Raw genomic sequence first — 22,522 nt, forward strand, 5'->3', positions numbered from 1 at the left:
CCGCTAAATGGATAAAAACAGCTCCATACTCGTTACCGGTGCCACCGGATTCATCGGTGCCCATTTGCTGCAACAACTGCTGGCGGATGGCTACACCAATATCCGTGCATTGCGGCGGCCGGGGAGCCCTATGGACCTGGTCGAAGACCTGGCCGGACAGGTAGATTGGGCTGACGGGGATATCCTGGATATTTTTGCGCTGGAAGAGGCCATGCAGGAGCGTGCCTACGTTTTCCACTGTGCAGCAGTCGTCTCCTTTGATCCCGCTGAGGCGAAACACCTCCGTACCGTCAATATCACCGGTACAGCCAATGTGGTCAATACAGCTCTAAAACTGGGAACCAGGAAACTACTGTACGTCAGCTCCATTGCTGCGATTGGGCGTACGAAACAGGGCATCACGATTGACGAAACGGCGAAGTGGGAACGCAGCCCTTTCAATACCCGTTATGCCGTGAGCAAATACCAGGGCGAGATGGAAATATGGCGGGGGTTTGCCGAAGGGCTGGATATAGCCGTAGTCAACCCTTCCATTGTATTGGGGAGCGGCTTTTGGCATAGTGGGCCGGCGCATTTCTTTTCTATAGTTGATGGAGGCTTTCCCTTTTATCCCGTAGGTACCACCGGGCTTGTCGATGTTCGGGATGTAGCCTGGTATATGATCCGGCTCATGGAGAGCGACATTAAAAACGAGCGTTTCATCCTCAACGCGGACCACTATCCTTACCGGCAACTGCTGACCGAAATTGCAAAGGCGCTACAGGTACCACCGCCCAAATACAAGGTAGGCAAAATGCTGCGCGGGCTATTCTGGCGCCTGGCGTGGCTGCAAGCTAAACTCATGAATAAGCCCCCTTTTCTTACCCGGGAGACCGCCCGCAATTCCAGTTGGGTTTTTTATTACGACAACCAAAAGTCGCTCCGGTATTTCGATTTTAAGTACACCCCGATTGCCGAAACCATCAAGGATACCGCTGCGGCCTATCAAAAGGCGCAAGGGCAAAAAGCCGTAAGGCTCAGCCCCAACCGCCCTTCCATTTCTGAGCAATCCGTCTAGCGGTTTCCAGCATCTCCGCTTCCCATTGTTCTACCTTCCAGGCGGTGCCCGAAAGGGGGGAATCACTCAACGCCCGGCGGGCATCTTCTATGCTTATACTGTTTTCCAGGATTGCAGATAAAGCGCGTTGTTGTTGGTGCAACGTGTCATCAGACGGAGGTATAGCCTCTAGCGTGAAGGGAGGTGCCTGAAACTCATTCCGGGAAACCGGTTTACCCACGGCCTTCCCGGAGTTGCTGAGCAGGCGATGCATGCGGGTGAAATCCTGCTGAAAGGCTTGTTGCTGAGCGGTAGTCTCCAGAGCACCGCCCAATTGCTCAAGCACCACGTACTTCAAATTTGGGCACTGCGGCATAGCCAATTCCAACAGCTCAAATACTGCATCTGGCACTGCTCCGTCGTGCGTATCCCGTCGGATCTGCCTGGCCGGATCATGATGAGCGGGCTCCCAGCTTCCACCGGAAATGTGAATTTCCCGGACCCGGTGTAGGGGCATCAGCCGGAGCAAATCATTGGCCTGCTGTTCAAAATTATGCAACTGGCAATAGAGGTTGTGGACGTCCAGAATGATGAAGCCGTTAACCGGCTCGAGGAGCTGCTCCAGAAAGTCCCCGTGCCGTCTCACTTCTTCCAGGGAATAGGCAAAGGCGAGGTTCTCCAGCCCCACAGGACAGCCCGCTGCTGCACTGATGCGCTTAAGACGGTCCCGGCCAAGCTGCAGCGTTTGGGGTGTGAAAGGTATACCCAGGGGTGCCCCTTTATGGAAATCCGCACCAGTCATGAAGCCAAAATGCTCCGTCACATGGTCAAAACGATACACTTCAGAAAGCGCTTTCAGCCGGTCGAGCCATTGCTGCTGCTCCGCACTCCAGCGCCCGGCAAAGAGGGAGAAAAAGACTCCATGCCCAACCAGCCGCCCCTCTTCGCTATAGGCTTGTATGAGCGCCCTGAACCAGTCTGGAACGGACGGGGACTGGAAAAGCGCGTCGAAAGACCACTCCAGGGCTTCGACTTGGCCTGCTGCGAACAGCGGGTGGGCTGCCCGCAGCAGGTTGGTGTCTAAATTACAGGCCAGGGCAGCACGGGGGCGTTGCCAATACTTATCCTCCATGTTTAGCCCATTCCGCAAGCCGGGCAGTTGTACCAGGGCTTGTCGCCATCATCGGTGGTGCAGCGCTCATCTTCAGCTGCTTTTTCGGTATCGGGCTTGACCTCATCGGAGTTATCGAGCAAGGTGCAAGAGGCTGTAGCACCGCCCAGGGCTACCCCTACGGCGATGGCTTGAAGCAGTGATTTGGATACTTTCATGGTCAAAAGGTTTAAAAAATTAAGTCAGGTGATTTCAGGGGAACGACCTGCTGTGGCAGGCTTCCGGGGGTACAGATGTAAGGGAAGGGCAAAAGGGTTGGGTGGTTGGTAGATTTTTTCAATTTTTTTTCCGGCACTCAACGCCGTGCTATCGGATTGCTTTTCGCCATTCACCTATCAGGCGAAAGCCGGCAGATTGATGCATAAGTCCTTGTCCGTTTATGGTAAGCCTCCCCCAAAAAGACTCCAGGCCTAAAAAAACATCAGTCCATTTGGACGCTGTCAGGCAGCAATCCATCTGAAAAAACCGGTACTTCCTCCAATCTATACATCTAAAGCTCTTGATTGTACGTTAGTTAGGGTAATTAAGCATTGCCTACTATGGAAGAAATCGACTTACCTGTAAAACCGCCTAAAGCACAGCCGCATTCAAAACAAGCGGTTGTGGATGGTGACTGGAACGTACTCGAACAGCTGGAGATCGGTGAAATGCCTTTCCGCTTCAGGCTTAGCTTTGCCCCCTTGCTCGAAATGATCAAGAAAAAAGCAGAGAGCAATAATGTGGTGGAGTCTAGTGTTGGGCAACTCGTGATGAGCCGCCTCAAAGACATTCCGGAACTTTGGCAACCCATTGAAGACCGGAGCATACTGGAAAAGCACCAAGACGTTATTGAACTGCTCATGCTCATGGTCGTACCGCCTGTCTTGCGCCGCAACCAGCTGATCAAGGTCTCCGCACCTTTTGAAATGTCACCCATTTATATGACAGAGGCGCTGCAAGAACATGTACAAGCCAAAAACTTCAAGTATGTCATCAACCACAAACCCGGCTATACTTTTTGTTCTATGGTCATCAGTGCCTGCAGTTTCATCCTCAACACTTACTATGGGACAAATCTAAATGTAGACTCCCCGCTGTCTATTTCGATCTCAAATCCGCATACAGGCATGGAACGGCATTATAAGACCCGGCTTGAGACCGAATACATGGAGCTGAAAAAGCTCAAACCCCTCAAGCCGCTGAGCCAGGACCAGATTAATGAACTGCTGAGCAATGTTTATGACCTTGATCTATGGCTGGAGTACCTTCCACCTGAAAACTTCGAGTTCCGGGGATTTACCATCGGCACCTTAATTGATATCACTGAAGAAGAAGCCTTATCCAGACTGAAATTTGCATTACTGGAAAGAGATGCCGTGGTACAGGAAGAGCAAGTCGAACGCCTGGAAAGCCTTGTCCGTAATTTCCTGAACATCCCCAACCTGCAAATGGGCGTGACGGCTATTGATTACCCTAAGGAGCAGCGCGTTGCTCACCGTTATAAAATCCGGTACGATTTTCTGGCCGACGAACAGGAAAACCTCCTGGCAGATGTGAATGCAGGCTCCATTTATGAAAAAGCCTGTAAGTACCAGGAAGTTGTCCTCGTTGAAGACCTGGACAAAGTTAAAAACAAGACCCCTATTGAGGAAGGGCTGCTAAAGAAAGGCATCCGAAGCATCATCGTCGCGCCCCTGCTCAACAAAAAAGAGCAGGTCATTGGTTTGCTGGAAATCGGTTCTTCCAAAGCATTCGAGCTGCACAGTTTCATTGAGCTAAAATTCCGGGAGCTGACCAGCTTGTTTTGTATGGCAGTGGAGCGTAGCCGGGATGAAATCGATAATCAGATTGAAGCCATCATCCGGGAACAGTATACGGCCATACACCCCAGTGTAGAGTGGAAATTTATAGAGACCTCCTACAACCTGCTGGAAAAGCGGGAGACGGAAGGCAAAAACGCGGTAGCGCCATCTATTGCTTTCCGGGATGTGCACCCGCTGTATGCACAAGCGGATATCGTAAGTTCTTCTGACAAAAGAAACCAGGCTATACAAGCCGACCTTTCGGATAACTTGCAGCTGCTACTCAATATTCTCAATAAGGCTATCGCCCTGGCCCGGTACCCCTTGCTCAATCAGTACCGCTCAAGTGCCGAACAGAACCTCAGTGGCATTCTGAAAGACTTCAACTCTAATGATGAGTCCAGGATTGTCAGCTGGTTGAAAGACGAAATCCATCCGGTTCTTGAGGATATCAGAGCGCGGTACCCAGAGCTGCAAAGAAATATTAGCTACTACTTCGACTATATTGATGCCGACTTAGGCATCGTTTACAAGGAGCGAAAGAAATATGAGGACAGTGTTTCTCTTATTAATTCTACCATCGCTCACTACCTTGAAGAACAGCAGGAGGCCGCTCAGAAGATTGTCCCCCACTACTTTGAGCGGTACAAAACCGATGGCGTCGAGTACGATATCTACGTAGGGCAGTCGCTGCTCAAAAACGGGAGCTTCAAACCGATGCACCTGCGCAACCTCAGGCTTTGGCAGGTCATAGATATGTGCGAGGTCACCCGCCTTGTGCATCACCTGCAGGCAGAGCTGCCCGTTCCGCTGACTACGGCACAGTTGATCTTCACCTATTCCAACCCTTTATCCATCCGGTTCCGAATGGATGAAAAGCAGTTTGATGTAGACGGTGCCTATAATGTCCGCTATGAAATCCTGAAGAAGCGCATCGACAAAGCGCTAATCGAAGGCACAGATGAGCGGCTTACTCAGGCTGGCAAAGTGGCTATTGTCTACCTTCAGGAAAAAGACAGGCAGGAATACCTGGAATACGCCTCTTATTTGAGGACTGAAGGATATATTACCGAAGAGATTGAGGACCTGAAAATTGGCAAGCTACAAGGCGTACAGGGGCTCAGAGCGCTACGCTTCACCGTAAAACAGTAGACTTGATGATTATCAAAACCTGACACTCTTAAAAGAACCTTTCCCTCTGATTCTCCTTATATCAGTGTACGATGGCGTTAGGAGGCTCGCCGAAACCGTGGGCCTTATAATATTTCAACCGTTTAGTCCGTTTGCTAACTTTGTCGTGACTATTCCTGAAGTATTCGTCAAAAGGAAAATCAGACCGTTCCAGTATGATCAAAAGTCGTTCTTTGCAGGGTTTGCTTGTGGTACTCTTTGCTTGCCTATGGCAGGGTGCAACTGCGCAATCTCTGTCATTCACTGAAAAAGACGACGTAGATTTGACCCAGGAGTGCGCGACTTTCTGCCGGCCAGGTGTGACCAACAAGTCGCGTGGCCGGGGGCTCCTGCTTGAGCGTACGATGGTGGGCGATCAAAACCTGGCTCCCCGCCCGGGCGGCATCGAAGGAGCCAATGCCAGTGAAGTTGACTACATAGAGCAATTCCGGGCGAAGATTAAAATCCCTTTGATCAATGCCCCCAGCCTGAAAGTACTTGCCGGCTATGAATACCAACAGGAAGCAGTCCAATTTGAGCGCATTGGCTACTTCAATCAGGAGCTCTTCCAATCGCTGAATGGTAAAGCGCTACGGACCAACAAATACTCCCTGTACATCAACAAGTCTTTCAATGAACGGGTATACGGGGGACTGCGGCTGCGTACCTCCTACCGGGGCGACTACCAGCAAATGATGAGTTTCGACCCGCGCTATGCGACCTTCAGTGGCCTTGCGGCGGTGGGTTTCAAAGAGCGCGACGACCTGGAATGGGGGCTCGGGCTGATGTTTGGCCGCAACTTCTTCAACACGACGCTGCTCCCCTTCGGTGTCTTTAACCAAACCTTCAGTGATAAGTGGGGGATTGAAACGGTCCTGCCCGTTCAGGTTATGATGCGCTACAACTTCACGCCCACCAATATGCTGCTCTTTGGAGTGGAGTACCAGAGTAGTTCTTATGCACTCGATCTGCTGCAGCCAGGCACACAGGGCATGACGCCTTACTACTTTCGCCACGCGGAAATTGCGCTCAAGGCGGTATACGATAAAAAAATCTATTCCTGGATTTGGCTCACGGCTGAAACAGGCTACCTCATCCCAAGGCGGGCCCGTTTTGATAACACCATTGACGCCGCGTATAACTTCCGCGCCCGTACTTCGCCTCAACCCTTCTTCCGGGTCGGCTTGTTCCTGTCTCCACCCCGGGACATGATCAAGTAGCAGAACTGACCCACATCAGAAGGCCGTAAGTGAGTACCGTAGTAATGATGCCTATCATGAATATGGTATAGCAAATCCGCAGCAGGTGATACTTACGGCCCAGCGACCGGCCCAGAAAATATAAATCCCGCATAATGGAACTGTCCAGTTTCTTATTATCAGAGACAACCTCCGACATACCGGACTCAAATGCCGGATAATCCATTTTGTAGAAATTACCGAAGAAAAACAAGTTTGAAGTTCCGCTCAATATGGACTGCCGGGTGGTCTCTCCACTCATTTTTATAGGCCGGGTCGCCAGTGTGGCAAACACCATGGAGGTCAGACAGGTGAGCAGCAGTACCAGCATGGGGATGATGAGCTGAGGCTGTTCACTGACATAGGAACTCGCCAGCGGCATAACGATGGTCACAATCAGCGCATTCACGCTCAGCATGATATTGGCTTTGTTATCGGCCAGTGCACTGAGGTCAAGGTGATTGCGCAAGCTGGTTTTGAACATCGTCTGAGCACTTTTGCTATCGCTAATAGCCCCCGCTGGTTGAGTTGGCTGCCGGGGTTTGGCTTCTTCTTCGTTGCCCAGGGCGGGGCTGCGGTATTCGTCCCTTAATTTTTTCAACTGCTTGCGGTTGGCATTCCATTGTTTATCGTAGGCTTCGACTGCCGCTGCCGTATAGAAACGGTAATTCTTGACAAACTTATAATTGAGCTTGTACCAGGCTTCATCGGTATACTCCTGGTTCAGAAAAGTCTTCCACTCGTGGCGCAGCGCCTCCAGATACTCAAAATAATCCGGGCTGCCCAAATTACTCAGGTCCGCATCGCACATGATTTTCTCCAACTGTGTTTGTGGCACTTTGGGCGGGAAAGTCACATCAATCAGGTTGAGCACCTCTGCTTTGAGATCATCAGCATACCCCTGGCCCGACAAGAACCGATCGGCCAGTTGCCGGCTTACGGCTTCGTGCCCTTCGTAAGTTTCGGTAAAGCCAAGGTCGTGGAAGAGTGCCGCCAGCTCCAGCACCTGCAGTTGGCTGTCAGTAAGCCGCTCAGCCTTACCCAGTTCTAATACGGCTTTGCACACGCGCTCGGTATGTCCCTGATTGTGGTATTGGTGGTCGGTGGTCAGCCCGGTCTGAAAACGCTCCTGAGCATAGGCCCGGGCGGCTTCCAGTACTGACGTTGTCTTGTTGTTGTCCATTCAGGATGAGTCTCGGTGTCCATAAATCAGCAGAAACCAGGCACTGCGCCCCCCTGCTGTACAATGATACTTGATTTACGCTGGTCTTGAAAATCCTTGCCCGGTTTCTTTTTTGATCAGCTGTCAAAAGCCTATCTTCAGGAACCATATTCTGATATGAGCCAGTCCTTATTTCTTATCGGCCAATTGATAACGCTACTGCTTACCGCCGGATTGTTGGGCAGTCTGTATACTGCGCTGCGCATAGGCATGAGTCGTTTGAAACAGCCGCCCGCTCAGCGAAGGAAGGCGGGTCGATTGGTTGTTTTGTCGTTAAGCATTTGGCTCCTGATCAGCATTGGACTGGCAAGTAGTGCCCGGTACGGCACGGCTGAGCCTGTGCTTACCATGCTTAGCCTTTTCGTGCTGCCTTCCATTTTCTTCATCTTCTTGTTGGGCTTCCGGTTTTTCCGGCAGGTGATCCTGATCACGCCCCCACAGTGGATCGTCAAGGTACAGGGCATCCGGATTCTCCTCAGTTTGCTGCTGTGGATGGGCTACGCCGGACGATATGTGCCGCCACAACTGACCTTCCTATGGTTCAACTACGATATCGTGGTGGGTATCAGCGCCCTGATGGGCAGCTATGTCTTCTTCGCCAGGGGGCAGTTCCGAAGGCCGGAGACCTTGCTGTGGAATACCTTTGGGCTTTTTTCCCTGCTTTACCTCGTGGCTATCGCCCTCGTTTCACTCCCGCAGAGCCAGTACCAGCTTTTTGCCACCACGCCGGACGGCGCGTTTCTGACCCATCCGCTCTTTGTACCATTAATGAGCTTCATTTTTCCATTCTGTATGGCCATGCACGTCTACAGTATCTGGCAGGCGCTGCGGCGGCCTGCCCGGCGTACTTTTCGCCTCAATAAGTAATGGCGAAGCTGGGGCAGAACGCCGGGGAAGGTACTGGATTAAGCTCTGCGCCAGCAGCCGAGCCTCCTGTCGGGGAGTTTCCTGCTCTCCGATAGGTTTCCCAAAGAAAAGCTGGGGCAGAGCTCCCGGAAATGCCCAGGCTTAAGCTCTACTCCAGCAGTCAAAGCTATCCTGTGCTCTTCCGGCAAAAAAATAATGCCGGGCTGAGCGCATGGCCCAACCCGGCATTACCTTCACCAAAATGGCTTAACGATTACCTTTTGGTAAGTGCACCCTCAGCCACGAAGTTGACGCGCAGGTTATATTCCTGTGCTTTGTCCAGGCCAAAGCCCTCAACTTTGCGGTGATTGATGCTTTGCTTCACTTGTTCACAGATTTCCTCGGTCACACCGAGTACATTGAGGACAATGATCTCGTTGTTCTCGTTCACCTTAAAATGAATGAATACAAAAGTTTCGTCCATACCCAGCTGAGCCAGATCTGGCGATTCGATCATTTTGGAAATTTCACGACGAAGGTCCTTGGTTGCGGTAGCGCTGTCGGGCGCAGAAGCAAAGGAAGCCGTGACGAATGCAGTAAGCAAAAGGGCTGAAAAAACAATGCGAAAGGTTTTCATAACAAAACTGATTTTAGGTATAACAATCGGGATAAAAATCTAACAACCAGGCAATAAGGCACAATTTGACCTATGAGCAAATGGCCCGGGTCAGCGGGTGCTTATCAACTAAATCGTTTATTGATGTCTTCATTATCAAAGACGGATATATAACGTGGAAGTTGCACGAAATGATCTTTGGAAATGGGTACCTTCTATAAACGGGCAGGAATATTCGATCAATGCAGCCTATTTTGTATACCAGCGAATATTATTTGGCTACAATTAAGGTTTATCGAAAAACAACCTGTAAATCAACCACTTACACACGCCATTAGCAATTAACCTTTAAAACCGATAGAAGGCGGCAAGACTGATATAGTAGTTCCGCAGCTGCGTTAGCCCTCGTTCCTGTTCAATTTGCAGGACAGCCTGATCGCTAAGGTCATCAGTATTGTAAACACGGGTAAGTGCGAAGCTGTAACGAATACGTGCGCCGATATGCTCTGTAAAGTGATGCCCCAGCCCAAGTAGCAGGCTCAGCTCATTTTTGTTAAAATCATCCTCCAGACCGCTAATGACCAAGCCATCCAGGACCATGTCAGGCTCATTAACCCTGGCCTCAATAAGCCGGGCAAAGGCGCCACCAAATTCAAAAAAAATACCAGGCGCTCCGCCCATACGATTGTAGCGATAGAAAAAGGGGATTTCCATATAGTTCAAGTCCACCAACCGGTCTTTTCTATTTATCGTGCGACGAGGGTCCGATTCCGTTCGGGCTCCCTTGCTATGGTAGAGCAGCTCGACACCTATTTCTGAATAATGGTTGATGATGGCGGTACCACCGATACCAAATTGAGTGTTGAACTTGTCAAAGCCATTATAATTATCGCCATCCATCTGAGAAAGGTTGAAACCGGCGATCAGGGAGGCGCGGAAGCGCTGCTTGATACGCTTGCCCCGACGCTGCGCATCGGCATCCTGCGGCAGTACAAAGAGAAAGAGGCAGCACAGCGAAATGAACTTTAATGAGGTAGTCATGACAAAGCGATATCTAAAGGTTAAACCCTAAATGTAGCAGAGCACTACACCTGACCCTGATGTTTGTTCAGGTGCAGCACATTAAGATTAGCTTTCACGCACCTGGTGATACATTCAAGCAACCTTGAAAATCCATTTTTGTTGCAGCGTCCTAACGGCTACTCAGTAAATAAGGGTAGTCGTTATTCGTAATCAACAATAACTGCCCTTCGCCTAATGGCAAAAGCGCCCGCGCCTGAACCCCGGTCGGCAGATTAAGTGATTGGACTGCTTTAAAGGAGGAGTCTGTAGTATCGTAGCCTCCAAGTACTCCGCCCCGTGCGGATTGGCTGTTGCCATGTACGGCCATCAGCTCAGCATTACTGCTGATGTAGTATAACTGCCGGGGCTCTTCTTCCCACCACATATCCTGTATTGTGCCCCACTGCGCCTGTGCAGGTAAAGGCTGCGCTTCGTAGCCCCCATCAGCTGTGGATAGGAATAGCATAGACTGTAGGGTTTCGACTTTTTTCTCCTCTACCAGCATATTCTGCCCTTCTTCCGGCAATAAGCCTTCAAAACCAGCGACCTCTGCAAACTTAGCATAAGAGACAAAATCCTTCTTCAGGCCCGGCAACTGAGACAACAGCTTGTCTTTGGAGCCCAGGGGAACGTAGCGGTCATAGTACAAAAAGAAAATCAGGGGATCGACGTAGCCGTTATCATCAAAATCGCCGAGGTATAGCTTTATGGGGGCTTCCGTGCTGGCCTGCATCAGGCTGTTCGTGCCCATGTTCCCGGCAAAAATATCGAGCTGCCCATCCTGATTGACATCAGCCAGCGCCAGTTTAGTCCAAAAGCCGGTGAGGCCCGGGATACCGGCTTCTTCCGGCAGGTATTCCAAGGTGCCCTGCCCATTGTTTTTCAAAACCGTTATCGGCATCCAGTCACCGCAAATGATCAGGTCCAAATCTTCGTCCTGATCTAAATCAGCCCATTTTGCATCTGTGACCATACCAAAGCGGTGTTTATAGCCAATATCAACCCCTTTGCCTTCTTTATTGGTCAGGACAAAGCTGTAGGGCGACAACCCGTAGGAGCCGGGTATAGAGCGGGCCCCTACAAAGATATCTTCGTACCCATCCTTATTGAAGTCCGCAACAGCGACAACGCTACCGTTGGTGTGGGGCAGGGAGAGCTGCACCCGGCGGAAGTCCATGTCACCGTTATTAAGGTAAAGGCGGTCTTCAAGTGTCTTTTCCAATTCCCGGGCGGCACCGCCACCACTAACGACGTACAGGTCCAGATCGCCGTCCCGGTCAAAGTCAATCGTTGCAAAATCCGCATCTTCGTAGCGGGCATCCCGCGTGAAAGCGGTGACCTCCATGTTGCTGAAGGTGCCATTGGGCTGACCTTGCAGCAGGCGCATAGGGTGCCCATGGGCTCCGCCAATGAGCAAGTCCTTTATGCCATCTGCGTTGAGGTCTTCGTACAGTACTGCCGGCCCTTCCTGGGAAAGCCGCTCAGGAATGAGTTTTTCTTTTTCGTAATCTTCGTACGGATTCTCCTCGTGCCGGATCGGAAAGACTTCAAAACTTGGCGTTCCCACGCTACCTGTAGCCGCTAAGGGCAGTGCCTCTGCTGGTTTCCCGATCTGCAGGTTCTGATTAACAGGCACATCAGTGAGCAGTTGCGTGGCCTGCCCTGGCCAGATGATCCGTACGGAGTCGGCCCGGTCAGCATCGCCCAGCCCAAAGTGCAATCGATAGGAAGCGGAGGACTGATAGCCTTTCACGACCTGCAACTCCTGATAATGCGCACGGCCACCGGCATAAACGTAAGCTTTGGTGCCCAGAATCGGCTTTTGCGATGGGTCCTGAAGTTGAAGGCTCAGGTAATTACCGCCGGCATCTTTGTCACTAATGGACAGTATGTGCGCCGGTTCATTGATGTTGTTGACGACGACTTCCAGGTAGCCGTCTTGGTCCAAATCGGCATAAGCCACCCCGTTGGAGAAGGTGGGTAGCCCGACTTTGGAGTCTTCCAGAGTGGTGAACTCCAGAGCACGCTGCTGCAGAAAAAGGATGTTCTGAAGCTTTTCGGAAGGGAGTTTTTCGATCAGTTTCCGGGTGCGTTCGGGGTCATTCTCATCAAGATCAGCCACGGCCTCGCTGTTGAGGTAATTGATGTAGTCCAGGTCGTTGGGCCGCTTTACGATGCCATTGGTGATGAAGATGTCTTTCCAGCCATTATTATCGAAGTCTTGCAGCAGCACGCCCCAGCTCCAATCCGTTGCGAAGGTGCGGGTTTGCAGGGCCAGATCTGTAAAATAGGCCTGTCCGGAGTTGACCTGCAGGTGGTTGCGGGCATATTGCTCCTCAAACCCCAGGTCAGCTTTGATGCGTTTGAGCTGATCGGTGTCTTCTCCACCTGATTTCAGGTAAGTTTCCTCATCAAAAGGCAACATGTCGGTACTAAAAATATCGGGTAGCAAGTCGTTGTTGATATCCGCAATATCCACGCCCATGCTAAACTGCGTGGTGTGATCGGTCCAGTCTTTGACAACCTCACGGAAGGTTTTGTCGCCGTTGTTGAGGTAGAGGTAATCGTTTTCATGAAAGTCATTCCCAACGTAAATATCCGTGTAGCCGTCACCGTTCAGGTCTGCGGCGGAAATCGCCAGCCCATACCCCAGTGGGCTATTATAAATGCCAACCGCTTCAGTCACGTCCACAAACTGCCCTTCCGCTTCGTTGACCCGGTTTTCCAGGAAGCGGTCACCAGCCCAGGGGTCCGATTCTTTCCGCTTTTTTGTAGTGCCATAGCTGCGTACAGAGTGTACGTTGTGGTTGAGCAGATACATATCGAGGTCGCCGTCCTGATCATAGTCCAGGAAGCAGGCCTGCGTAGAGAAGCCCTGAATGTTGAGCCCATAGGCCTTAGAGCTTTCTTTGAAGGTGCCATCTTTTTGATTGATGTACAAGAGGTTGTGGGCTGCCGGCATAACACCCACGCCCACCTTACAAACGTGGATATCCAGGTAGCCATCGTTGTTAACATCTGCCATCGTCACCCCGGCAGACCAGGCGTCATCGGGCAGTATGCCTGCCGGTGCGGAAATATCTTCAAATTGTAGCCCCCCTTTGTTGAGGTAGAGCTTGTCGGGCTGTTCGTTGGCCGTAAAGAAGAGGTCTTCCAGCCCATCGTTGTTGATATCACCTACCGCGACCCCGCCTCCGTTATAGTAATAGAGGTACTCAATAATATTGCGCTCCGGACTGTCGGATAGCTGATTGGCGAAGTCAATGCCGGTCTCTGCAGGCCCCAGCGTGCGCATCGTACCCGGGGCTGAATCTATTGTTGGGGCTTCCCCGCAAGACCACGTTGTTAGCAAAAGCAAAACAGTAAGCCAATGGAGAACGCCAACTCTATTCATAATTAATCTGGTATGTCTTGACATAATCATTATTCCGAAAGATATAAAGTAGCTCATTGATGAGCTGAATGTCCCGAATTTCGCCTTTCACTTCAAACCCAAGCGCTACGGAGCGGTCCGTAAAGCCGCCTTTGCCGTTATTGATCAGGCAGTTGCCATAGGAGGCATCATATATACCCACTTCGGGCTGCACCTTGAACAGGTTGCCCCCCAGCAGCAAATCGGGCAGACCATCCTGATTGACGTCCACGGCTTTGATGGCGTAGACCGGGCTGAACTGAACGGTAACAGGCAGCACCTGCTTTTCAAACTGCTCTTCGCCGAGATTCCGGAGTACAACAGACCGCAGTTCATTGGCTTCAAGTATCTCTGCCGATTCCAGTTGATTTCCGTCAAAGATTTTCGTGATATCATCGGATTTGAAGGCATGAAAATTGGGGTACTTCTTCTTGAGGTAAGGCATCTGCTTGGCGAGATTGTGCCGCAGCGCATAGGGATAGTCTTTCCCATCCTCCGCATTGAATGTCAGGATGCTTTCCGGGAAGTTGTTATGGTCGAAATCTTTGAAATAGAGGCGCAGTGGGTGTTCGGCATTGCCCCGGATGCGGCTGTTGGTACCAAGATTACCGAGAATAAGGTCCTCCCGGTTATCGCCATCAATATCTGCGATTTCCAGGGCCGTCCACAAGCCGGCATTGGGGAAGGGCAGGGCAACTCGGCGCAGGCGCCCCCCTTCGTTGATCAGCAGGTACACTTCCATGAATTCGCCGACCACAACAAGGTCCGGGCGGTCATCCGCATTCAGATCGCACCACCGTGCCCCGGTAATCATGCCGATATTGGATAGTTCAGGGTAGTAGGCTTCGGTGACGTCGCGGAAGTTGCCCGCCCCATCGTTTTCCAAAATAAAGCCCGAGCACTTCGCCCCATACTTTCCCACTTTAATTCTTTCGCCCACGAACAAGTCCTCATCCCCGTCTCCGTCAATATCCCGGGAATCCACTGCGAGCGTGCTCAATTTGAGCTCACTGGGAAAAACCTGCCGGTGCTCCGAAAACTGCCCGGTACCATCGTTAAACCAGATTTCATCGTGCAGCAGGTTGGAGAATTCGGTAATTTCCACGCCCCCGCTGGCCAGGTAGAGGTCCGGGTCGCCATCGCCATCAGCATCGAAGAGGTGGGCGGCCAGGTGCTCAGCCCCTGCATCCACTTGTTCGAGTACCTTTTTGGTGAAGCCGCCATCTGCTTTGCCGTAGTACACCACGCAAGGAGAATCTTTAGGGCCGGGAATAACGATATCGGTGTACCCGTCTCCATTCAAATCGGCCTGGTCCACCCGGGGGCCTTCTGTGCTGTGCCCGTGGTAGACAAGCCGCTCCCGGTTGAAATCGACGTAGTTGTTTTCTTCGTGTTTGTAGTTTAGCGGGTCGGCTACCGGATCAAAGGCTTTGCCGGAGGCTGCGTTTTCAGCACTCATGGAGGCTACGGCCTGCGCTGTGGAAGCGTTTACCGTAAGGGTCTGATTGGCTTGCACGGTACCCAGTTGCGTCACTTTCCCATCGGGCCAGGTGATGGACACCTCCGCAGCGGTAGCGTCTCCAATGCCTGCCACCACTGCCGGATCAACACTAGACTGAAAGCCGCGGGTCGGCTGATTTTCCAACAACCAGGTTTGCTGCCCGGCACGCACTTCGATCTTACTGCCGATGGCGAAGGTGTTCCCGTCCGCTCCCTGCAGGTGAAATTTGAGATAATTGCCCCCTGCACCCTGATTTTCGTAGACGAAGCAGGGCATGCTTACGTTGTTGACCACCAGGTCGAGGTCACCATCGTTATCCAGGTCGCCGTAGGCCGCGCCATTGGAGAAACTGGGCATTTGCAAACCGCTATCCCCGTATTCTTCGAAGGAGAGGCCGCCGAGGTTTTTGAAAGCGTGATTGGGCACTTTGTTGGAGGGGATAATATCGATGAGTTCTTTGTAATTCACCCCCTTGTCGGAAATTATAGACTGTATGACCGATTCGTTGGCGATGTACTGCAGGTAGTCCTGATCGGTTAGGTCTTTGTAGATGCCATTGGCGATGAAGAGGTCTTCGTACCCGTCGTTGTCCATATCAAAGAACAGGGCGCCCCAGCTCCAGTCGGAGGCTTCCACGCCCGCCAGGCGGGAAATCTCGCTGAAGGTGCTATTGCCCCGGTTGAGGTGCAACACGTTGCGTGTAAACTGATGGTGGTAGCCGTTGGCCACATTATACTGGTACTTGTCCCAGCCCTCAAAAGTGGTTACAGACTTCAGGCGTTTGTAGTCAGAAGGGAGCATTTCAGTTACGAAGATATCCTGGTAGCCATCGTTGTTGATATCTGCCATATCCGCGCCCATGGAAGCCCCGCTGATGGAGTTGATTTGATTCACCAGGTCTTCCCTGAAGGTGCCGTCCTGCTGATTCATATACAGGTAATCGCGCTCGAAGAAATCGTTGGAGATAAAGATGTCTTCCCAGTTGTCGTTGTTGACATCGCCCACCGTTACGCCCAGGCCGAAGCCGATCACGCTACCGTAAATGCCCGCTGCCTCGCTCACGTCCACAAACCGGCCGCCTTCGTTGCGCATCAGCTTATCCCCGCCGAGCGCATCCCGCTTCGGCCGTTCGTTTTTGCGCAAATTGAAGCTGCCGATAGCCTGAAAAGAATTATTGAGGATGTATACATCCAGGTCCCCGTCTTTGTCATAGTCGAAGAAACTTGCGTGGGTAGAGTAGCCCTTGTCGTTGAGGCCGTACGCCTCCGCCTGTTCCTCGAAGCGCAGCCCACCCTGATTGATGAAGAGCTCGTTTTCCTTGTTGTCCCCTTCCACATCTCCGGAGTTGCAGACATAGATATCCAGCAGGCCGTCACCGTTCACATCTGCCATCGTTACGCCGGTAGACCAGGCGCGCTGCCCGCTTACGCCCGCTTTTTCGGAGATGTCTTCAAATTTCCAATTTCCTTTATTCAGGTAGAGTTTATTCCCGGTTTGGTTGGCCGTCAGGTAAACATCGGCCAGGCCATCATTATTGATATCGCCGATAGCCACCCCGCCACCGTTGTAGAAGTTGCGGTATTTGTAGACGTTGAAGTCGTTGGTATAAGTCAGGTCATTACTGAAGCCTATGCCCGTCTCCGCATTATCCCGGAGGACAAAAAGCGGCCCGGCCGACTGACTTGCAGGGTCGGAGCTATTGGGCTCACAAGCCATCAGGGATAAAAGGGTTACTATCCAAAATGCTGAGTGTATTTTCATCATTTTTTGAGCTTATATCGTAAATCTTCAATACGAACTTTGACATCTTTATTATTGATGGGGTACATCAGTATCTGCCTGTTGCCATCAATCTTGACCATAGCGGGTGCTTTCAGCCCCTCGACTTCCAATTCGATAAAATCATTGCCGGGGTATCCCCTTAAATACTGATCACGCAACCGGTTCAGCAGGCTATCCGCATGCCGGGCGCGGTTCCAGGGGGCCCAGGTTTGGTAGGCATACTTCATGTCCATACCCTGCATGATGTCGTTTTCATCAAAGATACCGTAAAAGAGCATGTCCTTAGCCCGGGAATTATCACCAAGCGTGTCCTCATCCACGATGTAAAGGACGTACTGATTACCCGTGCCTGCCGTTATGATTTTCTGCTTGTTGAGCTCCCAGCAAGTGGCATAAAACTCTTTTTTGGACTGCCCTATCCGCATTCCAAAAATGAGGCTGTCCTGTGTTGCGCCGCTACCCATTTCCCGGTCAACGTACTGCTGATATTCTGATTTGCAGCTTTGAAAAGTCAAAACCAGTACAACAAAAAGCCAAAGTTTTTTAACGGAACTCATACCACTGAATTTTCTCATCGTTAAGCCCAATAATAATTTGATTTTTATGGATGGCCAGTAAACTTCGTATCTGCCCGTCGATGCTCAGCATCTGGCAGGTTTCAAACTGTGGTTTCCCTTCTTTTGCGATGCCCCGGCACAAGCAGCCCTTCGAGGCATCCTGCCGGCCAAACTGCGGCTTGACCCGGTAGTCGTTGCCTCCGAACAGCAAGTCAGGGATACCGTCCCGGTCGATATCCTCTATCAGAATGGCATGCACGCTGCTGTACTGCACGGCAGCGGGCAATGCCTGCAGGCTCAGCTTACCGCCTTCGTTCCAAAGGACTGCACTGCGCCGCTCTTTGAGGAATAGCTGTTGTGCCTGAGCCAGTTGCTCTTTGGATACCAGGGCTTCCAGGGGGGCTTTAGAAAAAGCTTCGTACCGGCGGTATTTTTTCTTGAGCACCGGCATTTGCATGTACAGCTCGTCGATGTCCTGAATGGGAAAGTGCCCGTCTTCTGTTTTGGTGCAGGCAATCTGTTCAGGCGTGCCGTTTTGGTCAAAATCTGCCACAAATACCATATGCCCCTCCCGGAAGAAGTTGTTGGTACCTAAATTACCGAGGACAAAGTCAGGGTCGCCGTCCTGGTCCAGGTCAGTCATTTCCATGGCTTGCCACCACCCGTCGGTGCCGTTCAGCACTTCCTTCCGGAAGGTTGATTGTTCATTGTATAATACGGTGATGGGCATGTACTCTCCGGCCAATAGCACATCCGTCCAGCCATTGCCGTCAATATCGGCAACCGCCAGGGTAGTGATCATGCCCAGGTCTTTTCCAGCCTCGGCACCGAAGCGTTCAAATTGATTACTGCCCTTGTTGCGCCAGAGCAGACAGCTGCCGGGCAGCCCGTAGATGTTAGTCTTCATGGCTTCTCCCACGACGATGTCAGGGCGGCCATCCTGATCGAAATCCGCTATTGCGACTGCACCTGTGGAAAGCGGAGCCGGAAAATCCAGGGCCTCCGCCGCACGCTGAAAGTTGCCAAGCCCATCATTCAGGTAGAGGGCATCATTCAGTTCGGGCGTATATTCTGAAAAGGCTTTACCGCCGTGCCCGACGTATAAGTCCAGGTCGCCATCCTGATCACTATCAAAGAAGACGGCGTCTGTCACTTCTGAACGGCGGGTATCTGCGAAAAGCGCTTTGGGCTCAAAGCCCTCTTCCGTAGCGAGGTAGAGCATGGACTCTTGGTTTTTTCCGCCACCAACGAATACGTCTTCCTGCCCATCACCATTCACATCTGCCTTTGCCAGCACCGGGCCTTTGCCCCCAGGCATGGTTAAGAGCATCCGCTCCCGTCCAAAGAAATTGAGATCGACTTCCTCGTGCTCAAAGCGTACCGGTGGAGCTACCGGGCGCAAAACAGGTTTAGGTGCCGACCATAAGGTGGGCGGTTGGAGCACCACCCCGGCATCCACATAACGAATGTCATAAACCCGATCCGCCTCCAGTTGGGTTTTGACGCTGACCTCGCCGTTGGGCCAGATGACGTAAACACTATCTACAACAGTGCGGGGCCCCAGCCCAAAGAAAACGGGGACGGCGGAGCTGCTCTGAAAACCTTTGGTTGGGAAGTACTCAAAAAGGCTGCGGAGGCTGTCCGAGACCATCAGCACTTTGGTGCCAATAGCTTGCCGGTTGCCTCCTTTGAACTCGAGCCGGAATGCGATACTGTGGGCCTCGCTGCGCAGAGTGTTGTTCCGGTATAGAGTCGCCGGCTGATCCACATTATTGACGACCAGATCGAGATCTCCATCATTATCCAAGTCACCGTAGGCACTGCCGTTGCTGTAGGTTGGCGTTTCGAACCCGGATTCCCGGGTTCGGTAGGAGAACTGCAGCCCACCTTCGTTACGGAACAAGGCATTGGGCACGGGCGCTGAAGGCATGATGTCGATAAGCTTTTTCAGTACCTCTTTATCTTCGTTGATCATGGCACGGACGCGGGTCTCGTTGGCCATATAATTGAGGTAGTCTTTGTCCAGAAGGTCAGAACGGATACCATTGCTGACAAAAATATCCCTCAGCCCATCTGCATCATAATCCTGTAGGAGGGCAGACCAGCTCCAGTCTGTACTCTCCACGCCGGCCATCCGCCCCAGCTCAACGAACTGATGCCCGTTGAGGTTCTTGTGCAACACATTGCGGGCAAACTGATGGTGGTAGCCTTTCTTGACGCTGAGTTGGTATTTGTCCCATTCCTCGTAGGCAGTTTTGGTCTTTTTGCGGTCGGCAGCGCGGGGCAGCATTTCAGTGACGAAGATTTCAGACAGGAGGTCATTGTCCAAATCACAGGCATCGGCTCCCATTGACCCCATGGACAAGGCCATAAAGCTGGAGTCGGAGGTTTCCCTGAAGGTGCCATCCTGATTATTGAAATACAAGTAGTCTTTTTCGAAAAAATCGTTGGAAAGGAAAATATCGGGCCAACCATCCTGATTGAAGTCCGCAAGGGTTATGCCCAGGCCGTAGCCGATCCGGCTTGCATAGATGCCCGCTTCCCGGGTCACATCCACAAATACGCCCTCCCGGTTTTCCAGTAGCTTGTTGCCCTCCGGGTCATACTGATCGCGCAGGCCTTCCTGCATATCAAACCCACCCACGGAGCGCAGAGAGTTGTTGAGCAGGTAGCAGTCCAGGTCTCCATCGAGGTCGTAATCAAAAAAAGCCGACTGAATGGATAAGCCTGTAAAATCCAGGCCGTAGGCAGCAGACTCCTCGGCAAAAGTGAGGTCGCCCTGATTAATGAAGAGTTCGTTGTGCCGGTTGGGGCCACCAGGTTTACCCGCTTTGCAGACATAGATATCGAGCCATCCGTCTCCGTTAATATCCACGAAATTGACACCGGATGTCCATACGCCTGTACAGGCCAGGCCCGCTTGCTCGGTAATATCTTCAAATTGCAGCCCGCCTTTATTGAGGTATAATCGATTAGGCACGAGGTTGCCGGCGAAGTAAAGGTCTGGCAATCCATCGTTATTAATATCTCCTATGGCTACGCCACCTCCGTTGTAGAAATTTCGGTAAGTATAGGGATTGTAGTCCTCCGTGTAATGGAGATCATTAGAGAATTGAATACCAGTGGACTCGGGACCCAGCGCGGTGAAAAAAGTCTTTTGTTGATCCGTGCAGCCACTGAAAAGGTATAAGGCGAATAAGAAAAGGACCCCTCTTACACTGAGCAGTTTTTCGGAAACCGTTCTAAGATTTAAGCAGTGCATAAACCGAATGCTTAAGACTATGCTTGGTGCGGATTTGTTACGAAAATCAAGGAGTTGTGGTTCTGGCTAAACCTTTTTTGGTGCGTTTGGCAGGGCCAAATAAGCCCAAAAAGGTGACGCTATGGTTCGCAAGTCCTTGATTTGCAGTAGAAGTAAGCTCCAAACAAAGTCTAAGGGTATCAAAAAATATCCCGAGCCCTTCATCAGGAGGGGCTCGGGATAAAATACTTATCTAATATTCAGGGGATTAGTACCCTGGGTTCTGTGTCAATCCACCACCAGCATTGATTTGCTCCTGTGGGATTGGGAAAATATTCACGAATGGCTCGGAAGCTGGCTTCTCCCACCACTCTCCGTTGTACTTTCCAAAGCGGATCATATCAGTACGGCGAGCTGTTTCCTGGAACATTTCGCGACCACGCTCAGCAAGGAATTCGTCAGCGGTCATTGTGCCGTTGTACTCAGCAACGCCAGCACGTGCACGCAGCACGTTTACGTCAGCTTCTGCAACAGTCCAGTTGCCGGCCTGACGAGCAGCTGCCTCAGCGCGAACCAGGTATATTTCACCCAAACGAACAAGCGGGAAATCGTTGTCCATCTCGGCACGGCCAAACTGCTTGTAGCTAAACTTCGCCGGGCGTGCACCTGCCTCACGCTGTGAGTTGGGTGCCAGCTCGTTGATTTTTGGTGTATAGTTCAGCTGAATATCGTCGTCGTCAGCAGCGTAGTCCAGCAGTGGAAAACCGCTAAAGTCAAGCTGAGGACCAACGATGAAGTTTGCCTCTTTACGGGCATCACCATCCTCGTAAGAGTTATAGAACTCTTCGATGGTGGCATAACCATTCCAAGGCTGCTCCTGGAAATTCCAGGTAAACTGACTGGAATAGTGCAGGTTCATCATAGCGAAATTCATACCAGCACCAGTAGCTTCATCGTAACGTACGGCAAAGATATGCTCCGGGTTACCTTCGTTATTGGCAGCGAAAACTGCGGCATACCCCTCAAGCATTTCCGGGTCTATTTCTGTGGATACACGTGGCCGCCTTCCAAGGTTAGGCACGGAGCATCCATCGCCACAAAGTACATACTGGCCACTGTCAATGATATACGAAGCGGCAATCTCCGCCTTATCATACATAGCAGTGCCCGTGTAAACCTCTGCATTGAGATACAACTTAGCCAGCAGGCCCAGTGCACCGTAGCGGTTCATGGTATAAGCCGAACCACCATCAGCCAGCGGGCTGTTGGACAGGTCCATAGATTCACTTACCTCACTGATGCCTAATGCAGCCAGCAGCTCGCTCTCTACAAATTCAAATACATCCTGACGAGACGCCTGTGGCGGGTCAGGATTCTCCTCGGTTACCAGCTTCACCCGACCGTAAGAGTCGAGCAATCGCCAGTAGAAGTAAGCACGTACGGCACGCGCTTGGGCTGTTTCGGTCTCACTCAGGTTGCCACCGCCTATGTTATCGTTAGCCGTTGCAATAGCGTTGTAAGTACCTACCCAGGCACCGTTGACAAACGGGTGGTTAGCGGTATAGGTGTGCTGGTGCAGGCGGATCAAGTCACCACCATCGAACCAGTCACCACCTTTGGCACCGATGAACATTTCGTCGGTGGTAATCTCCTGAATGGAGTAATAGCCACCGTGGTTAGCTGTACCGGAGTTACGAAGTTCAGCGTAAAGCGCCGTAAGTGCGCCTTCACCGCCTCCTGGGCCTTCGGTGTTGATGCCTTCCACGACGATCTCTTCGGTGATATCGCCGACCAAATCTTCCTCAAGATCGCTACATCCCGACATTAGAAGACCGAGGCCAAATATTAAAGAATATTTAAAAAGTTTTTTCATCACTTTTAGTTTTC

General features: G+C 51.5%; 14 protein-coding genes. 4 read left to right on the plus strand and 10 right to left on the minus strand.

Translation table 11 applies throughout. From position 1 onward, the window contains the following. Positions 1–7 precede the first annotated feature (7 nt). On the plus strand, positions 8–1,057 hold the full coding sequence (locus tag RIC19_RS13225) for an NAD-dependent epimerase/dehydratase family protein (protein ID WP_350178803.1): 1,050 nt from the start codon (positions 8–10) through the stop codon (positions 1,055–1,057). On the opposite strand, the gene RIC19_RS13230 is transcribed toward RIC19_RS13225, so the two are convergent. Both RIC19_RS13230 and RIC19_RS13235 read right to left on the minus strand, forming a co-directional pair. Further along, positions 1,017–2,168: a multinuclear nonheme iron-dependent oxidase gene (locus tag RIC19_RS13230; protein WP_350178804.1), complete on the minus strand. Its 1,152-nt coding sequence runs from the start codon at positions 2,166–2,168 to the stop codon at positions 1,017–1,019. The two genes, RIC19_RS13225 and RIC19_RS13230, sit on opposite strands and share 41 nt — an antisense overlap. A 2-nt stretch (positions 2,169–2,170) precedes the next feature. Further along, a complete protein-coding gene (locus RIC19_RS13235; protein ID WP_350178805.1) occupies positions 2,171–2,365 on the minus strand; it encodes a chryseobasin-related MNIO class RiPP peptide in 195 nt (64 codons plus the stop codon). A 381-nt stretch (positions 2,366–2,746) separates the two neighbouring features. Here RIC19_RS13235 and RIC19_RS13240 point away from each other — a divergent pair, with 381 nt between their 5' ends. Together RIC19_RS13240 and RIC19_RS13245 are read left to right on the plus strand one after the other, a co-directional pair. Continuing rightward, positions 2,747–5,140 carry a hypothetical protein gene (locus tag RIC19_RS13240; protein WP_350178806.1) on the plus strand — a complete coding sequence of 798 codons (2,394 nt, stop codon included), beginning with the start codon at positions 2,747–2,749 and terminating at the stop codon, positions 5,138–5,140. Between the two features lie 194 nt (positions 5,141–5,334). Continuing rightward, entirely contained in the window at positions 5,335–6,378 is a 1,044-nt protein-coding gene (locus RIC19_RS13245; protein WP_350178807.1) for a hypothetical protein, read from the plus strand. On the opposite strand, the gene RIC19_RS13250 is transcribed toward RIC19_RS13245, so the two are convergent. Then, the gene (locus RIC19_RS13250; RefSeq protein WP_350178808.1) at positions 6,371–7,579 is read right to left on the minus strand and encodes a Pycsar system effector family protein; all 1,209 of its coding nucleotides are present in this window, start codon (positions 7,577–7,579) and stop codon (positions 6,371–6,373) included. The genes RIC19_RS13245 and RIC19_RS13250 overlap by 8 nt on opposite strands. A 156-nt stretch (positions 7,580–7,735) precedes the next feature. Between RIC19_RS13250 and RIC19_RS13255 the strand changes: the two genes are divergently transcribed. Continuing rightward, positions 7,736–8,485: a hypothetical protein gene (locus tag RIC19_RS13255; RefSeq protein ID WP_350178809.1), complete on the plus strand. Its 750-nt coding sequence runs from the start codon at positions 7,736–7,738 to the stop codon at positions 8,483–8,485. A 253-nt stretch (positions 8,486–8,738) separates the two neighbouring features. Here RIC19_RS13255 and RIC19_RS13260 read toward each other — a convergent pair whose 3' ends face one another. The 7 genes from RIC19_RS13260 to RIC19_RS13290 all read right to left on the minus strand — a co-directional run bounded on the left by RIC19_RS13260 (position 8,739) and on the right by RIC19_RS13290 (position 22,508). After that, positions 8,739–9,101: a hypothetical protein gene (locus RIC19_RS13260; RefSeq protein WP_350178810.1), complete on the minus strand. Its 363-nt coding sequence runs from the start codon at positions 9,099–9,101 to the stop codon at positions 8,739–8,741. 327 nt (positions 9,102–9,428) lie between these two features. Then, a complete protein-coding gene (locus RIC19_RS13265) occupies positions 9,429–10,121 on the minus strand; it encodes an outer membrane beta-barrel protein (RefSeq protein ID WP_350178811.1) in 693 nt (230 codons plus the stop codon). Positions 10,122–10,272: 151 nt separating this feature from the next. Then, the gene (locus tag RIC19_RS13270; protein WP_350178812.1) at positions 10,273–13,437 is read right to left on the minus strand and encodes a VCBS repeat-containing protein; all 3,165 of its coding nucleotides are present in this window, start codon (positions 13,435–13,437) and stop codon (positions 10,273–10,275) included. 91 nt (positions 13,438–13,528) lie between these two features. Continuing rightward, complete coding sequence (locus tag RIC19_RS13275) at positions 13,529–16,819, minus strand: VCBS repeat-containing protein (protein ID WP_350178813.1); 3,291 nt, start codon at positions 16,817–16,819, stop codon at positions 13,529–13,531. Continuing rightward, complete coding sequence (locus RIC19_RS13280; protein ID WP_350178814.1) at positions 16,816–17,394, minus strand: hypothetical protein; 579 nt, start codon at positions 17,392–17,394, stop codon at positions 16,816–16,818. Before RIC19_RS13280 ends, RIC19_RS13275 begins: the two co-directional genes overlap by 4 nt. Then, positions 17,381–20,656: a VCBS repeat-containing protein gene (locus tag RIC19_RS13285; protein WP_350178815.1), complete on the minus strand. Its 3,276-nt coding sequence runs from the start codon at positions 20,654–20,656 to the stop codon at positions 17,381–17,383. The genes RIC19_RS13280 and RIC19_RS13285 overlap by 14 nt, the downstream gene beginning before the upstream one ends. Before the next feature lie 247 nt (positions 20,657–20,903). After that, positions 20,904–22,508 carry a RagB/SusD family nutrient uptake outer membrane protein gene (locus RIC19_RS13290; RefSeq protein WP_350178816.1) on the minus strand — a complete coding sequence of 535 codons (1,605 nt, stop codon included), beginning with the start codon at positions 22,506–22,508 and terminating at the stop codon, positions 20,904–20,906. Positions 22,509–22,522 lie beyond the last annotated feature (14 nt).

Source organism: Phaeodactylibacter sp., from assembly GCF_040219495.1.
Taxonomy (GTDB): Bacteria; Bacteroidota; Bacteroidia; order Chitinophagales; family Saprospiraceae; genus Phaeodactylibacter.

What these genes read in the sequence shown, in the direction of transcription:
- RIC19_RS13285 (WP_350178815.1), bottom strand. Translation starts at nt 20,656, where the DNA reads ATGCACTGCTTAAATCTTAGAACGGTTTCCGAAAAACTGCTCAGTGTA.
- RIC19_RS13240 (WP_350178806.1), top strand. Translation starts at nt 2,747, where the DNA reads ATGGAAGAAATCGACTTACCTGTAAAACCGCCTAAAGCACAGCCGCAT.
- RIC19_RS13235 (WP_350178805.1), bottom strand. Translation starts at nt 2,365, where the DNA reads ATGAAAGTATCCAAATCACTGCTTCAAGCCATCGCCGTAGGGGTAGCC.
- RIC19_RS13255 (WP_350178809.1), top strand. Translation starts at nt 7,736, where the DNA reads ATGAGCCAGTCCTTATTTCTTATCGGCCAATTGATAACGCTACTGCTT.
- RIC19_RS13225 (WP_350178803.1), top strand. Translation starts at nt 8, where the DNA reads ATGGATAAAAACAGCTCCATACTCGTTACCGGTGCCACCGGATTCATC.
- RIC19_RS13265 (WP_350178811.1), bottom strand. Translation starts at nt 10,121, where the DNA reads ATGACTACCTCATTAAAGTTCATTTCGCTGTGCTGCCTCTTTCTCTTT.
- RIC19_RS13270 (WP_350178812.1), bottom strand. Translation starts at nt 13,437, where the DNA reads ATGCGCACGCTGGGGCCTGCAGAGACCGGCATTGACTTCGCCAATCAG.
- RIC19_RS13260 (WP_350178810.1), bottom strand. Translation starts at nt 9,101, where the DNA reads ATGAAAACCTTTCGCATTGTTTTTTCAGCCCTTTTGCTTACTGCATTC.
- RIC19_RS13290 (WP_350178816.1), bottom strand. Translation starts at nt 22,508, where the DNA reads ATGAAAAAACTTTTTAAATATTCTTTAATATTTGGCCTCGGTCTTCTA.
- RIC19_RS13230 (WP_350178804.1), bottom strand. Translation starts at nt 2,168, where the DNA reads ATGGAGGATAAGTATTGGCAACGCCCCCGTGCTGCCCTGGCCTGTAAT.
- RIC19_RS13280 (WP_350178814.1), bottom strand. Translation starts at nt 17,394, where the DNA reads ATGAGTTCCGTTAAAAAACTTTGGCTTTTTGTTGTACTGGTTTTGACT.
- RIC19_RS13245 (WP_350178807.1), top strand. Translation starts at nt 5,335, where the DNA reads ATGATCAAAAGTCGTTCTTTGCAGGGTTTGCTTGTGGTACTCTTTGCT.
- RIC19_RS13250 (WP_350178808.1), bottom strand. Translation starts at nt 7,579, where the DNA reads ATGGACAACAACAAGACAACGTCAGTACTGGAAGCCGCCCGGGCCTAT.
- RIC19_RS13275 (WP_350178813.1), bottom strand. Translation starts at nt 16,819, where the DNA reads ATGATGAAAATACACTCAGCATTTTGGATAGTAACCCTTTTATCCCTG.